This is a genomic window from Pseudomonas sp. IT-P12 (assembly GCF_949767465.1).
GTDB lineage: Bacteria > Pseudomonadota > Gammaproteobacteria > Pseudomonadales > Pseudomonadaceae > Aquipseudomonas.
This window is the reverse complement of sequence record NZ_CATKPY010000011.1, coordinates 1,001,422-1,015,501: the sequence shown is the minus strand read 5'-3', so window position 1 is coordinate 1,015,501 and position 14,080 is coordinate 1,001,422. Positions and strand designations below refer to the sequence as shown.

Annotated in this window: 12 protein-coding genes; all 12 read right to left on the bottom strand. The window is 63.3% G+C overall.

The window, feature by feature from the left end; all coding sequences use genetic code 11:
- Positions 1–183 precede the first annotated feature (183 nt).
- Positions 184–1,389 (bottom strand): MFS transporter, encoded by a 1,206-nt coding sequence (locus ACM6IM_RS07685; protein WP_414864718.1) that lies wholly within the window; start codon positions 1,387–1,389, stop codon positions 184–186.
- 35 nt (positions 1,390–1,424) lie between these two features.
- Positions 1,425–2,834, bottom strand: a complete 1,410-nt coding sequence (locus tag ACM6IM_RS07680; RefSeq protein WP_414864717.1) for an aldehyde dehydrogenase family protein — start codon at positions 2,832–2,834, stop codon at positions 1,425–1,427.
- Positions 2,835–2,845: 11 nt separating this feature from the next.
- Complete coding sequence (locus ACM6IM_RS07675; RefSeq protein ID WP_414864716.1) at positions 2,846–4,438, bottom strand: GMC family oxidoreductase; 1,593 nt, start codon at positions 4,436–4,438, stop codon at positions 2,846–2,848.
- A gap of 50 nt (positions 4,439–4,488) precedes the next feature.
- A complete protein-coding gene (locus ACM6IM_RS07670; protein ID WP_414864715.1) occupies positions 4,489–6,768 on the bottom strand; it encodes a TonB-dependent receptor family protein in 2,280 nt (759 codons plus the stop codon).
- A 288-nt stretch (positions 6,769–7,056) separates the two neighbouring features.
- Complete coding sequence (locus tag ACM6IM_RS07665; protein WP_414864714.1) at positions 7,057–7,458, bottom strand: ExbD/TolR family protein; 402 nt, start codon at positions 7,456–7,458, stop codon at positions 7,057–7,059.
- 1 nt (position 7,459) lies between these two features.
- Positions 7,460–8,185, bottom strand: a complete 726-nt coding sequence (locus ACM6IM_RS07660; RefSeq protein WP_192308807.1) for a MotA/TolQ/ExbB proton channel family protein — start codon at positions 8,183–8,185, stop codon at positions 7,460–7,462.
- A 48-nt stretch (positions 8,186–8,233) separates the two neighbouring features.
- On the bottom strand, positions 8,234–9,040 hold the full coding sequence (locus ACM6IM_RS07655; protein WP_414864713.1) for an energy transducer TonB: 807 nt from the start codon (positions 9,038–9,040) through the stop codon (positions 8,234–8,236).
- A gap of 188 nt (positions 9,041–9,228) precedes the next feature.
- Positions 9,229–10,320, bottom strand: a complete 1,092-nt coding sequence (locus tag ACM6IM_RS07650; protein ID WP_192308809.1) for a sigma-54 interaction domain-containing protein — start codon at positions 10,318–10,320, stop codon at positions 9,229–9,231.
- A 225-nt stretch (positions 10,321–10,545) separates the two neighbouring features.
- Positions 10,546–11,364 carry an ABC transporter ATP-binding protein gene (locus tag ACM6IM_RS07645; RefSeq protein WP_414864712.1) on the bottom strand — a complete coding sequence of 273 codons (819 nt, stop codon included), beginning with the start codon at positions 11,362–11,364 and terminating at the stop codon, positions 10,546–10,548.
- A 14-nt stretch (positions 11,365–11,378) separates the two neighbouring features.
- Positions 11,379–12,149, bottom strand: a complete 771-nt coding sequence (locus ACM6IM_RS07640; RefSeq protein ID WP_192308812.1) for an ABC transporter permease — start codon at positions 12,147–12,149, stop codon at positions 11,379–11,381.
- 9 nt (positions 12,150–12,158) lie between these two features.
- Positions 12,159–12,959 (bottom strand): ABC transporter permease, encoded by an 801-nt coding sequence (locus ACM6IM_RS07635; RefSeq protein WP_414864711.1) that lies wholly within the window; start codon positions 12,957–12,959, stop codon positions 12,159–12,161.
- Positions 12,959–14,005 carry an ABC transporter substrate-binding protein gene (locus ACM6IM_RS07630; RefSeq protein WP_192308816.1) on the bottom strand — a complete coding sequence of 349 codons (1,047 nt, stop codon included), beginning with the start codon at positions 14,003–14,005 and terminating at the stop codon, positions 12,959–12,961. Before ACM6IM_RS07630 ends, ACM6IM_RS07635 begins: the two co-directional genes overlap by 1 nt.
- Positions 14,006–14,080 lie beyond the last annotated feature (75 nt).

Genomic DNA, 14,080 nt, shown 5'->3' with positions numbered 1-14,080 from the left:
TGCGGGACCATGGAGGTCTAATGTACCGGCTTGTCCATGAACGAAGCGGCTACAAATGCGCGGATGAAAAGCTGTTTATTGCGAAAATGGGAACAGTCACGGTATTTCGTGCGTCGAGCGCGGGGGGAAAGCCCACGGACGGCGTCCGTGGGCATGTAACAGGGGTTTGCGAGGATTGACGGGTCAGGAACGCGCCAGCCCGGTCTCGAGCGAGCCGCTGTCGCGGTCGCGCTTGAGGCCCAGTGGCAGCAGAAACAACGGCAGCAGATTGGCAACGATCAAGGCCGCGAAGAACGGCAGGCGCGAGGGCAGGGTGAACAGCGGGTAGAGCAGCACCGGGCCAAGGAACATCGACAGGTAAAGCGCCTGTTCGGCAATGCCGCCGGCCCCCATCACATCGCCGTTGCGGGTCATTTTCGGGATGCTGGTAAACACCCAGGCCACCACGAAACTGGTGAAGAAGCCCTGGACCACTTTCGCCCCGATCGCCCATTCGGCGTTCACGCCGGGAATGAACACCAGGATTTCCAGGGTCACCCCGATGAAGGCGCTGGCGATCACGGCCAACGGGCCGATCAGCCGCAGGTTGAGAATGAACCCGGCGAACAGGCCGGCCACGACGCTGGAGAGAATCCCCACCGTGGAAATCACCCCGATCGTTGCGGGTGCCACGTTCAGCACGTTGATCAGGTAGGTCGGGGTTATGGTGATCAGCCCCAGTGCCACGGTCAGCGGTGCGCCGACCGCGAGCGCCAGGCGCAGCACCGAAGGGTCGGCATAGATCCTGAACACCTGGGACAACGGTTTGCGTTCCACACGGTTGGCGAGGTTGATCGACGGCAGCAGCGGGGTGGCCAGCAACAGCAGCAACAGCACGACCGCATGGCCACTGAACGCGATGCGCCATTCTTCATGGGCGCCACCGATGTAGGGCGAGACGGCGAAAATCGCAATGGCACCGCCCAGTGGCGAAGCCACCGACCAGAACGCCAGAGCGCTGGTGCGTCGTTTGCCCGCAGTGGTGTGGATCAACAGGGCCAGTGCCGCCAGCACCACGCTGATGTAACCGGCGCCTTCGACGACACGAAGCGCCAGCAACACAGAGAAGTTGTCGCTGCGGCTGGCGGCGAAGCTCGACAGCGCCGCGACCGACAACCCCGAAATGATTGCGTGACGTTCGCCCACGCGCGCCACGCCCCAGTTGACGATAGGCGAAGCCAGGGCGGCGACGATGGCCACCGCCGAGACCACCCAGCTGGCGTGAGAGGGGCTGACCGAATAGGCCTTGGCGATGTCGGCGATCAGCAGGATGGTTTTGCCATGGCACGCCGCAATGATCACGGCGAACGCGAGGGTGAGGATAATCGAGGGCCAGCTACCGGCACGCATGGGGAAATCCTTGATGTTCGGGATAGGTGCCCGGCTCAGCGCCGGGCAATGTTGATCACTTGCAGGTCGCTGAAGGCGTCATAGCCGCGCAGCCCGCCTTCGTAGCCCAGGCCGCTCCATTTGTAGCCGCCCTTCGGTGCGCCGGGGTGTACGTCCAGATGCTGATTGACCCAGGCCAGGCCGGCGTCGAGGCGCCGGGCGATTGCTTCGCCCTGGGCAACGTCCCGGGTCCAGACCGAGGCGCCGAGGCCAAAGGGACTGGCGTTGGCCTGGCGGATGGCATCCTCGACGTCATCGAAGGCAATCACCGGCAGCACCGGGCCAAACTGTTCTTCGTCGACCAGCGCGATACCGGCGCCGATGCCACTGACGATGGTTGGCGCGAAGAAATAGCCAGGACCGTCGGGCTGTGTGCCGCCGGTATGGACCACTGCACCGTGGGTGCGTGCGTCAGCCACCAGGGCCTTGACCCGCTCCAGTTGCTGGCGATTGGTCAGCGGCCCCAATTCGGTGTCGGGGTCCAGGCCGCTGCCCAGGCGAGTTCTTTCGGCGCGCGCCACCAAAGCGGCAATCAGCGGTTCGAACAGGCTCTTGTGCACGTACAGCCGCTTGATGGCGAAGCACACCTGGCCGCTGTTCCAGAACGCGCCCCAGAACAGCGACTCGGCGATGGCGGGGATGTCGGCGTCCGCCAGCACCAGTGCCGCGTCATTTCCACCCAGCTCGAGGGTCAGGCGCTTCAGGTCGGCGGACGCTCCGGCGTACAGGTGCTTGCCGGTGGACACGCTGCCGGTGAAGGTGATGTGGCGCACCTGCGGATGCCGGCTCAAGCGCTCACCGATCGCGCCGTCACCGGCGACAATGTTCAATACCCCGGCCGGGAACACGTCCTTCAACAAATGCCCCAGCAGCACGGTGGACAGCGGAGTGTGCTCCGACGGCTTGGCCACCAGGGTGTTGCCAGCGTGCAGCGCCGGAGCCAGTTTGAGTACCAGCAGGATGATCGGCACGTTCCACGGGGTGATGGCCGCCACGACGCCCAGGGGGCGACGCTCGAGGCGCACAAGGCGTTGATCATCGTCGCGCAGGACGTCGGCCGGTGGTGCTTCAAAGCCGGCGTAGTGATCGAACGTGGCCGCTGCGCCCGCTACTTCACCCAGGGTGAAGCGCAAGGGCCGGCCTTGCTCGAGGCTGATCAACTCGGCGATCTGCTGCGTGTTTTCCCGCAGCACGGCCGCCGCCAGGCCCAGCGCCTGGCGCCGCGCCTGCGGGTCGGCCGCCCAGTCGGCGAACGCACGTTGCGCCGCTTCGACTGCGGCATCGACCTGGGCTTCGCTGGCACGCGGGGCGTGGCCGACGACCTGCTCGGTGGCGGGGTCGAGCACTTCATCCAGGTGCTCGGTGGTGTGCAATTGTCCATCGATCAACAAGGCATAGTGGGTCATGGTGAAGGTCCTCAGGCGTTGGCCAGAATGGCGTCGGCGATTTTCTCAGCGATCATCACGGTCGGCAGGTTGGTGTTCGCGGTGGGAATGCTCGGCATCACCGACGCATCGGCCACGCGCAAGCCCTGTACGCCATACACCCGACCGGCGTGATCGACCACGGCCAGCGGGTCATCGGCTCGACCGATACGGCAGGTGCCGCTGGCATGCCAGACACCGCCGACATGGGTGCGCAGGTAGCGCTCCAGTGCCGCGTCGTTGGCCAGGAGATCGGACAGCAGTGGCCCATCGGTCGAGGCCTGGGCGAAACGGCTCAAGCGTGGCGGACCGCTGAAGGCGGCCACCGCCGGGTCCGCGAACACGCGGGCAAGCACCTGCAAGCCTTCGCGCAATCGATCCAGGTCGCGCCGGTCCGACAGCAGGTTGAACTCCACCGTCGGGTAGTCCGTCGGGTCGACGCTGCGCAACCGCAGGTGGCCCGTGGAGCTCGGTTTGTTCACCCAAAGCACCGCACTCGCGGTGCCGAGCTCGGCATTGGGCGCGATGCCCAGGTACAAATCCGCCGGCACCTTGGGGTCGATTCCGGACGACACACGCGCGGCGAGCAAGTGGGCGGCACCGGGTTCGTCGCTCGGTGCGAGCGGATCGTGCAGGGGGGCGGTGAGCCCGATCGAGCTGTGGTCCCACAGGTTGCGCCCGACCCCCCAACGGTCGGCGACGACTTCGATACCCAGGTCGCGCAACTGGTCCGCGGGGCCAATCCCGGCACGCAACAGAAAGGCGGGGGATTGCAGCGCCCCGGCGGTGAGGATGACCTCGTTGCCCGTGACCTCCAGCCGCTTGCCGTCGCGCAGCACTTGCACCCCGGTCACCCGGTCGCCGCTTAGGAGCAATCGGCCCACCGGGGTGTCGGTCCACAGGGTCAGGTTGCCGCGGGCACGCACATCGCTGCTCAGGTAGGCACGAGCGCTCGACACCCGCTGATCATGTTCGATGGCCACGGTTGGGGCGAAGTAACCGTCCTCGAAGCGTCCGTTCTGATCGACGATGTTGTTCAGACCCAGGGTCTGCAGGGCTTGCGCGGAGGCGCGGGTGAAGCGACCCCAACGTCGCGAGTCGACCCGGGCAATCGGCAGCGGCCCCTCGTGACCGTGTTGCTGCGGATCGCTCAGGCCGAAGTCGAGGTCGCGCTCCAGCTTGCGGAAATACGGCAGCACGCCTTGCCAGTTCCAGCCCTCGGCGCCTTGCTCCGCCCATTCGTCGTAGTCGCGAGGCAAGCCGCGGTTGGCGACCATCATGTTGACGCTCGAGCCGCCGCCGAGAATGCGCCCCTGTTCATACACCTGGGCATCGCGCGGGATGTCCGGGTGTTCGCTGGCGCGCAGGATGGTCAGGTCCGGCCAGAAGAAGCGCTCGCCTGCCAGGCGCGGACGCCAGGGTTGCAGGCCGTCGAGAATCTCCGCCGGGGTGTTGCTGTCGGGGGTGTCGGCACCCGCCTCGATCAACAGCACGCGCTGGTCGGCGCGGGCAGACAGCCGGTTGGCAATGACACTGCCGGCGCTGCCGCCACCGACGATGATGTAGTCGTAGTGTTCGGTACTCATGCCTGCTCCTCGGGACGGTCAGACCGTCCCTTCATAATCGAAAGGCCGGTTCAGAAACCGACTGTCAAAGAGGCCACCAGCGAGCGTGGCTGCCCTTTGTAGTACTGCGGCGCACCGAAGAAGTTGGGGTTGGTCGGGTCGGCGTTGATGGTTCCGGACTTCACCCCGGAGAGGTACTGTTTGTCGAAAATGTTGTTGGCGTTAAGGCTGACGGTGGTTTCCTTGAGCCCGCTGACCAGGTCCTTGAAGCGATAGCCCAGGTTAAGGTCGAAGACCGTGTAGCCGCCGATTTTCTGGGTGTTGGCCAGGTCACCGTAGTAGCTGCCGGTGTAGCGTCCGAGGAAGTTGGCGTAGAACGCCTCGTTGTCATAGCCGACGCCGGCGCTGACCAGGCGATGGGGCGCGTCGTAGAGTTGATTGCCCTGGGTGTCGACGGTCAGGCCGCCGGCGCTGTAGTCCGAATCCTGGGTAGAACTGAGCCAGGTGAAGGAGCCGAAGTAGTTGAAGTTGGCTGGCAACTTGCCGTTCACCGCCAGCTCCAGGCCTTTGGTGGTGACGTTGCCGGCGTTGAAGTACTCGGTCACGCCGGTCACCGGTGAATAGGCGGCCTGGCGGTCCTTGAACTTGTCGTAGAACACTGCGGCACTGACCAGCGTCTTGTCAGTGCTGTAGCGCCAGCCGATTTCCTGATTCCAGGTCAGCTCGGGTTTCTGTTTGTCGCCGCCGTTGATTCGGCCGTACACCGACGCGATGGCGGGTACGCGCATGTTCGAGGTGGTGTTGTAGTAGAGCTGGTTCTGCTGGTCGAGCTGGTAGCTCAGGCTCAGGCTGGGCAGGAAACGATTGTAGTCTTCGCTGTTGTCGTAACCGGTGAGGCGGTCTGCACCCTTGAGTTCGGTGTGCTGCCAGGCCAGGCCGGTGGTCAGGGCGAGGGCGCTGTTGATGTTCCAGGTGTCCTGGACCCAAAGCTTTTGCGTGGTGATCTGGTTCGCCTGGTTGGTGTTGTAGGCGACATTGCCACGACTGTCGCGGATCGAGTCGCTGCCATCGATGCTCGCCGGTTTGCCGTTGCTCTTGATCGGGGTGAACACGAACTGGTTGCGCGCGTGGGTGTAGTCGGTCCAGAGCCCCAGTTGCAGTACATTGTTGTCGGCCAGGGTCAAGTCCAGGCTGTTGCTCGAACCGACGCGGTATTGGGTCGGGAACAGTTGCAGCGACGCCGGCACCACCGGGTCCAGGGCATCGCCGTCACGGTTGACGTCGGTGCCCAGCGTGCGTTCGTTGACCGCCGCCGTGGCGATGGAGGCGGTGCCGTCGGTGACGCGCACGTAATATGGGTTGATCTTCAGCTGGGCGCTGTCGTTCAGGTTGAACACGCCGTTGAGGCCATAGGTCTGGATCTTGAAGTCGGCCCGGGAGTTGGCCGCGCTGCTTCCAGGCACGGTGATGTCGGCCACGCCGTTGGTGCCGCCCTCGGTGGGGTAGACGTTGCGCGGGTAGCCGTGGTCGTAATCGTTGGCCCGGTATTGCGCCAGGGTCGGCGACAGGTAGCTGTTGGTGCGCATCAGGAAACTGGAAAACAACGCGTTGATCTGGTTGCCGTCCCCCCATTTGTACTGCAGGTTGCCCTCGTAGCGATTGGACGACAGCTCCCCGTCGGAGTCGTCCCACAGATCGCCAGTGGTGCGCGATGCCGACAGCCACGCCGAAAAGCCCTCGTACTCGCCGGTATTGACCCGCACGAATGAGCGATACAGGTTGTTGCTGCCGATGTTCTGCTTGTACAGCACCCCGCTTTCCTTGGTCGGGGCGACTGATTTGATCTCGACGCTGCCGCCGCTGGCTGTCAGGGTCGGTGCGTTGATCGATGCGGAGCCGTACAGCACCGACACCGACTCATAGTTTTCCGGGTCGCCCAGGAAGTCCGCGTGGGGTGTCAGGAACTGCGGGTCGTTCAGCGGAATGCCATCGCGGGTGAAGCCCAGCTGATCCTGGGAGAACCCGCGAATGTTCAGCGAGCCTTCGGTGATGCCACTGGAATCGCCGCCGCTCGAGTGCACCCCCGGAAGGTATTTCAGCGCGCCCGTGACGGCGCTGTCCAGGCCGACGAACTTGTCCAGTTGGCCCTTGCTCAAGGTGGCCCTGGATTGCGGCGCCTTCTCTTTTTTCGCGTCGCCGACAAAGGTCTCGGCGGTTTCACTCTGCCCCTGCACGACCACGGTGTCGAGTACCGAATCCTTGGTTTGCGCCGTGGCGTAAGCCGATATCAATAACGTGCCTGACACCGAAATGGCCAGGCTGGTGAGTTTGAATCCACTCAGATATTGCATGCGTCTAGTTCCCCGGTTTTTAAGCATTGGGGACAGCGTTGCAAGCGATATGCCATCAATTTAAATCTACAATTATCAATAAGTTATGTGTTTTTTTGAGGCGATTGTTGCTGGGAGCACAGCACGTGTGCGGGGAGGGTGCTGCTGGAGCAGCAAGCAAAAAACAGCGACTTCACGCCATTGACCATCGCGAGCAGGCTCGCTACCACAAGGGCGCATCATCGGTCAGGATCCCCAAAAAAAAGGGCCGTCTCTTTGCAGAAGACGGCCCAAAAAAACACAGGAGCCTTATCGTGCGGTAATCACTGACAGCTTGGTGATGCCGGCGCGTTCGATCGATGCCATCGCTCGCGCCACTTCGCCATAGTTCACCCCGTCATCCGCCTGCAGTTGCACACGCACGTCGGGGTCCTTGGCCTTGGCTGCCGTCAGGTTGAACTCCAGCAAGTCCGGCTGGATCTCGTCCTTGTTGATGAACAGCTTGCCGACAGCATCGATGCTCACCACCAACGGGTCCTTTTGCTCGACCGGCGCCACGGCTTCGGTCTTGGGCAGGTTGATCGGGATGGCGTTGGTCAGCAGAGGGGCGGTGACGATGAACACCACCAGCAGCACCAGCATCACGTCCACCAGCGGGGTCACGTTGATCTCGCTCAGCACCTCGTCGCTGTCTTGCGTGGAGAAGGCCATCTCAGGACGCCTCCTGCACTTTGTGCGCGGTGCCCGGGACCGCGACCTTGCGCGTGCCCGGGTTCACCAGCACACGGAATGCGCTCTTCTGTGCCAGGCTGTAGAAGTCATGGGCGAAGTCGTCGAGGTCGGCGGCGGTGAGTTTCAGGCGACGCAGGAAGTAGTTGTAGACCAGCACCGCCGGCACGGCGACGGCAATCCCCACGCCGGTCGCGACCAGCGCGGCACCGATGGGACCGGCGACGGTTTCCAGGCTGGCGGAACCGGCCGCGCTGATGCCTTTCAGGGCCTCCATGATGCCCCACACGGTGCCGAACAAACCAATGAACGGCGAGGTGCTGCCAATACTGGCCACCACGGCCAGGCCGGTTTCCAGTGAGCGGCGTTCCCGGACGATCTGCTGGCGCAGGGCGCGCTCAAGGCGGTCCTGGTGATTGATCGCCTGGCTCAGGTCGGCTGCAGGCGCTGTTTCACCGACCTGGATCGCGGCATAGCCGGCCTGTGCCACGCGAGCGGCGGCACCGGGTTGGGTGTCGGCCAATGCCGCGGCCGAATCCAGGCTCGGCGCGGCCCAGAACTGTTTGTGAAACCGGCGATCCTGGGCTTTCAGGCGGCCGAATTGCACGCCCTTGAGCAGGGCCAGGCCCCAGGTGGCGACGGAAAAAACCACCAGCAGCCAGATGACCGCGCTTTCGATGGATTCAAGTGGAGATGCCAGTAACGTCATGATGTTTTCCCTCGGCGTGGGGCGCGATGTGTCCGCCCCCTTCAGTCATTAATTGATTTTGAAATCGATGGGCACGCTGACCCAGCCGACCTGCGCGACATCGCCCTGTTTGGCCGGTACGAAACTCCAGCGTTTCACGGCGTTCAACGCCGCGTCGTCGAGCTGCTGGCGACCACTGCTTTTCTGGATCTGGATCTCACCCGGTTTGCCGCTTGGCAGGACCTGTACCCGCAACAGCACCGTGCCTTCCCAGCCGCGACGCTGGGCCAGTGACGGGTACTCCGGCGCGGGGTTCTTGAGGTACGCCGCATTGGCCGAAGCCGGCGTCACCGGCGCGGGTGCCGGTGGGGCGGGCGGTGCGGCGACCGGCGCTGGCGGTTGCGGCGGCGCGGGCGGTTGCTCGACCGCTTTCGGCGCGGGCTTGGGCACCGGCTTGACCACGGGTTTGGGCTTGGGGATCGGCTTGGGCGCCGGTTTCGCGGCCAGTTCGTCAACCACGGGCGGCGGCGGTTCGACCACCGGTGGTGGAGGCGGCGGCGGTGGCGGCGGGGGTTCGACAACGGGTGGCGCCGGTTGCGAAAACTCGATGGTCATCGGCGGAATTTGCGGCGGCACCACCGGCAATACCGTGGTCGGTTGCTGAATGATCCAGAAGATCACCGCGCCGTGTGCGAGCAACGCGAGCACACCGAGCAGGACGCCTTCGCGGCGGCTTAACACGCCTTTGGGCGCGCGCTGCAAGCGCAGCTGCGCCAACGGCACCCGAGGTGCCCGGCCGAGGTCGACCAACTCGCCGACCGGTGCCTGACGCCATAGCGTCTCCGGCACAGCGGCAGTGGTTTGGACTTTGCCCATTACTGACTCCAGTTATGAAAAAGGCTGTTGAGAGCAAAAGAGCAATTACTGTGCCCAACCTTTCCAAACGGGGCCTGGTGGCTGTCGACGTTGGAGGAAGAGGCCTCGGTGGTGTTCATTACTCGAGGGGGTGCTGCCATTCACGCAGCAGCGTTGCTGTCCGACTGCTGCTGTAGCAGCAGGCGTGTTCAGTGTTTGGCGGCTTCCAGGCTGGCGCTGCGTGGCGATTGTGCGAGGACACCGATCTTCTCCAGGCGCGCACGGACAATGTTGCGGCTGATGCCCAGGATTCTGCCAGTCTGCAATTGATTGCCATGGCAAAACCGGTAGGCCTCGCGAAACACCGTTTCCTCGATGTGTTCGTAGAGGTTGGGCAGGTTCTGTTCGAACAGTTTTGCCAACGCGTCTTCCAGACTTGCAGGTGACTGGCCGGCAGCGACAGCCGACGGCGAACCGTTCGGGCGGGCGCCGTGATTGCGCATGTCCACCAGGTGCAGGTCTTCCGGTTGCACGCGTTTGTTCAGGCACACCAGCAACGCGTGGTGAATGGAGTTTTCCAGTTCGCGGATGTTGCCCGGCCAACTGTGCTCAAGCAGCTTGCGTTCGCATTCCGGGCTCAATGTGGCGCGGTTGTAGCCCAGCCGCTGGCAATGTTCTTCAAGGAAAAACTCCGCCAGGGGCAGGATGTCGCCCGGCCGCTCGCGCAACGCCGGCAAGCGTATCGTCGCGACGTGCAGGCGATAGAACAGGTCTTCGCGGAAGTTGCCGGCCACCACCGCGTCGGCCAGGTTGACGTTGGTGGCGGACACCAGGCGCACATTGATCGGGATCGGAGTGCGTGAACCCAGGCGCACCACTTCACGTTCCTGCAGCACCCGCAGCAGCTTGACTTGCATGTTCAGCGGCAAGTCACCGATCTCATCGAGAAACAGCGTGCCGCCCTTGGCGGCTTCGAACCATCCGGCCTTGCTGGTGGTGGCGCCGGTGAAGGCGCCTTTCTCGTGGCCGAACAATTCGCTTTCCACCAGCGTCTCGGCAAACGCGCCGCAGTTGACCGCGACAAAGGGCTCGTTACGCCGGTGGCTGAGATTGTGAATGTGTCGCGCGACCAGTTCCTTGCCGGTACCGGTCTCGCCCATGATCAGCGCGTTGGCGTCGCTGGGTGCCAGACGCTCGATGCGATTGAGCAGTTCCAGCGAGCGTGGGTCCTTGAACACCAGTACGGTGGCCCGGACCGATTTGGTCAGCTCGCGAGCATGGGGATGGGTAATCAGTGCCATGGTGCTATTCCTGTAGCTAAGACCGCCAAAACATCATGCACGATATTCATATAGATAAAAAAATTCTTAATTAGCATTTAGTTATGCGTAACAGGAATATATGTTTCATCGGTTGAAGAGGGTGTGAAACGCCAGGATGCAGGGGGCCGTAACGGCTCTGGCCCGCTCTCGAAACCCCCGCCAGCACGTACCGTCGGAGGGATGAAATCGCGTGGAAATGAACACCTACACAGGCGCAACCTCGACGTGATCACTGCCGACCAGTTCCGTCAGCAACTCGTCCTTGAGCTTCTGCAAGCGCGGTGAATGGCGCTCGCGAGGGTGGGGCAGATCGACGTGGATTTCGTGCTTGATGCGCCCCGGACGCGCGTCCATGACGATCACCCGATCGCCCAGGTACAACGCTTCCTCGACATCGTGGGTGACCATGATCATGGTGCTGCGTTGCTGCACCCACAGGCGTTGCAGTTCGCGTTGCAGGTGGACGCGGGTCAGCGCGTCGAGGGCGCCAAACGGTTCGTCGAGCAGGAGGATTTTCGGTTGGTTGATCAGCGCGCGGGCAATCGCTGCGCGCTGTGCCATGCCACCGGACAACTGATGCGGATAGGCGTGTTCAAACCCTTGCAAGTTGACCAGTTGAATGTGTTCCGCCACCAGGCGCGCTTTTGCCTTTTTCGTCAGGGGGTGGTTTTTCAGCGCCAGCGCGATGTTTTGCTCGACGGTTTTCCACGGGAACAGGCGGTGGTCCTGGAACACGATGCCGCGCTCCAGGCTGGTGGAGTCGATCCGTTCGCCGTCCAGCAGGATGTCGCCGCTGTACTCGGCTTCAAGGCCGACGATCAGGCGCAGCAGGGAAGATTTCCCGCAGCCGCTGGCACCGACGATGCTGACGAATTCGCCGGGCTTGACCGACAGGTTGATGTCCTGCAAGACCGTCAACGGCTTGCCTTCGATGGCGTACTGTTTACCCAGGCCGCGTATGTCCAGGGAACCGGGCGCGTGTGTGGTCTGATCCAGCCAGTGTTGCTTGAGTGATGCGTTCATGATTGATCCAGCCTTCAACGAGTGTCGCGCCAGCGCAGCAGGTGCTGGCTCAGGCGCGAGAACAATTGGTTCATGGCGTAGCCGAGCAGGCCGATGCAGAGCACGCCGATGACCACGACTTCCATGCGTGAGCCAGCCTCGGCATTCATCATCAGGTTGCCCAGGCCCGCGCCCGTCGATAGAAACAGCTCGACACCGACGGAGCTCACCCAGGCGAATGCCAGGGCATGCAGCACGCCGTTGGCGATGGAGGGCAGGGCGCTCGGCAGCAGCACTTGGGTCAGTTGCTGGAGCGGGCCTAATTCGAACACCCGGCCGACTTCGCGGTAGCGCGGCTCGATGTGACTGAAGCCCTCGAAGGTGTTGAGCGTCATCGGGTAGAACGCGGCGAGGCTGACGATCAGTATCTTTGCCCCCTCGCCACTGCCGAACCACAGGGCGATCAACGGGATCAGCCCCAGGATCGGCACCTGGCGCATGATGTGGTAAAGCGGGCCGATGACCCGCTCGACGACGGTCGAAAGCGCCATGGCTGCGCCGACGCCTATGCCCAGCGTGACCCCCAGCAGCAAGCCGATGCAGGTGCGTTGCAGGCTGGCCAGGGTGCTGATCAGCAAGGCGCCGCTGTCGATCAATTCCACCAGGCCCTGGCCGATCACTTCGAGGGGGACGAAGGCATAGGCCTGGGCGGCACCCTGGCGCGAGGCGATTTCCCACAGACCGATCAGCAGCATCGGCAGCAAAAGGCCACGACCCCGACGCAGCACGCGAACCAATGAATTCATGGGATTCTCCTAACGGGTTTTCCAGCGGAACAGGCGTTTTTCGAGAAGGCGAAAGCCGTAATCGAGGACGAAGCCGATCAGTCCGATGACCACCACGCCGACCATCACGATGTCGATGCGCATCATCTGCCGCGCCATCTCGATCATCTGCCCCAGGCCGCTGTCGGCCGCCAGCAGCTCGGCGGCGACCAGGACCATCCAGGCCCGACTCAGGCCGATGCGCAGGCCGGTGAGAATCGGCGGTGCGGCGGCAGGGAAGGCGATGTCGGCAATCAGATGGCGCAGCGGCAGGCGGTAAATGCGCCCGACCTCGAAGTAGTTGCGCGGGATCGCCTTGATCCCCTCGCTGGCAGCCAGCGCGACCGGGAAGAACACGGCTTTGGTGACGATCAGGATCTTGAATGTCTCTTCCACGCCGAACGCCAGGATGAACATCGGTATCAAGGCAATGGAGGGGATCTGCCGCAGGGTGTGGAACAGCGGAGAGCAATACACTTCGACTGTTTTCGACAGGGCCAGGACGATACCGAACAGCAACCCGGCGCTGGCGCCGAAGGCGAAACCCAGGCCCAGGCGACTCAGGCTGAAGCGGATGTGCTCCAGCAGTTCGCCGCTGTGCAGCAAGTCCTTGAAGGTGTCCCAGACCACCGCCGGTGGCACCAGCAACTGCTCGGAATAGCGACCGGATTGCGCCACCAGCGTCCAGGCCAGCAGCACCAGCAACGGTGACACAAACCCGCTGAGCCGGCTGAAGCGCAGCCGCCGAATACACAGCCGTGGCTGGGCTGTCGCACTGATCAGGCTGTTCATCAGATGGCCAGCCTGGTTTTGTCCAGCACCGACTCCAACGGCCGGGAATCAACCCAGTCACGCACATTGAAGGCGTGGTCGATGAAGTGATGCCGATGAAGGAAATGGGTCAGGTCCTGCAGGGCCAGCAGGGACCGTTCCTCGAGGCGGGTGACCAACCTGCGGTGTGCGTCTTCGCCATAGGCTGCGGCGACGAAATATTCGCTGGTGTTGAGTTCGCGGGCGAGGAAGCGGCGGGTTTCGTCGGCATGGCTCCAGGCCCACTGTTCGGCCCGCAACACGGTTTCGACGATCAGTGCCGCGGCATCGAAATGCTCGTCGAGCATGTGTTGGTCCACTGTCAGGGTTCGCGGGGTGCCGATGTTGCTGCGAATCATCGGGTCCGGGTGCGAGCCGGTATCGATCACCACATGCAGCCCGAACTCCTCGGCCAGTTGCACGCCATGAGCGCCCTTGGCGAAGACCGCGTCGATGTCGCCACGCAACAGGCCGATCAGCTCGTTGTTGCGCCGTCGATTCTTCAGGGTTATTTGCGCGCCGAACACATGCTGGATCGGTTCGTCGCTGTGGGTGCCGCCGTAGGGGTAATCCACCAGTTCGACGTCGGCGATCCCCAGTCCTTCGAGTTGCAGGGCGTTTTCCAGGGCGCGCAACGCCTGGGCGCGACCGAAGTCGATCTGTACGTTGGCCCATTTGGGAATGCCAAAGCGCCGGTTGCGCAGGTCGCGGGTGGTTTTGATCCCGCTTTCCGGGGTGGTCAGGATCAACTGGACTTCGTCGCTCCAGGACAGGCCCAGCACACGGGTGTTCTTGCCGCTGGCCTTGGCCCAGATCGCCGGGGTGTTGCCGCCGTGGCGGACCGAGTTGTCCAGGTGGTGGTCGAAATGCGCCTCGCGCACTTCCCGGTCGGAAGATTCGCGCAAGCCTTGAATGTTCGTGCCGTAAGGGCGAAAAGCTTCGGCCAGGCGGCCGGATTCGACCGCGATGCCCAGCCCGGTGGGAACCGGGCTATGGGTGTACCAGAGTGTATCGAGAGGTTTTGTCATGCAGGCAATCCAGACAAGTCATGGCACTGAAAATCGAAACGGGCAGGGGCTGTAGCCGGCTGCCCGAGGCAACGT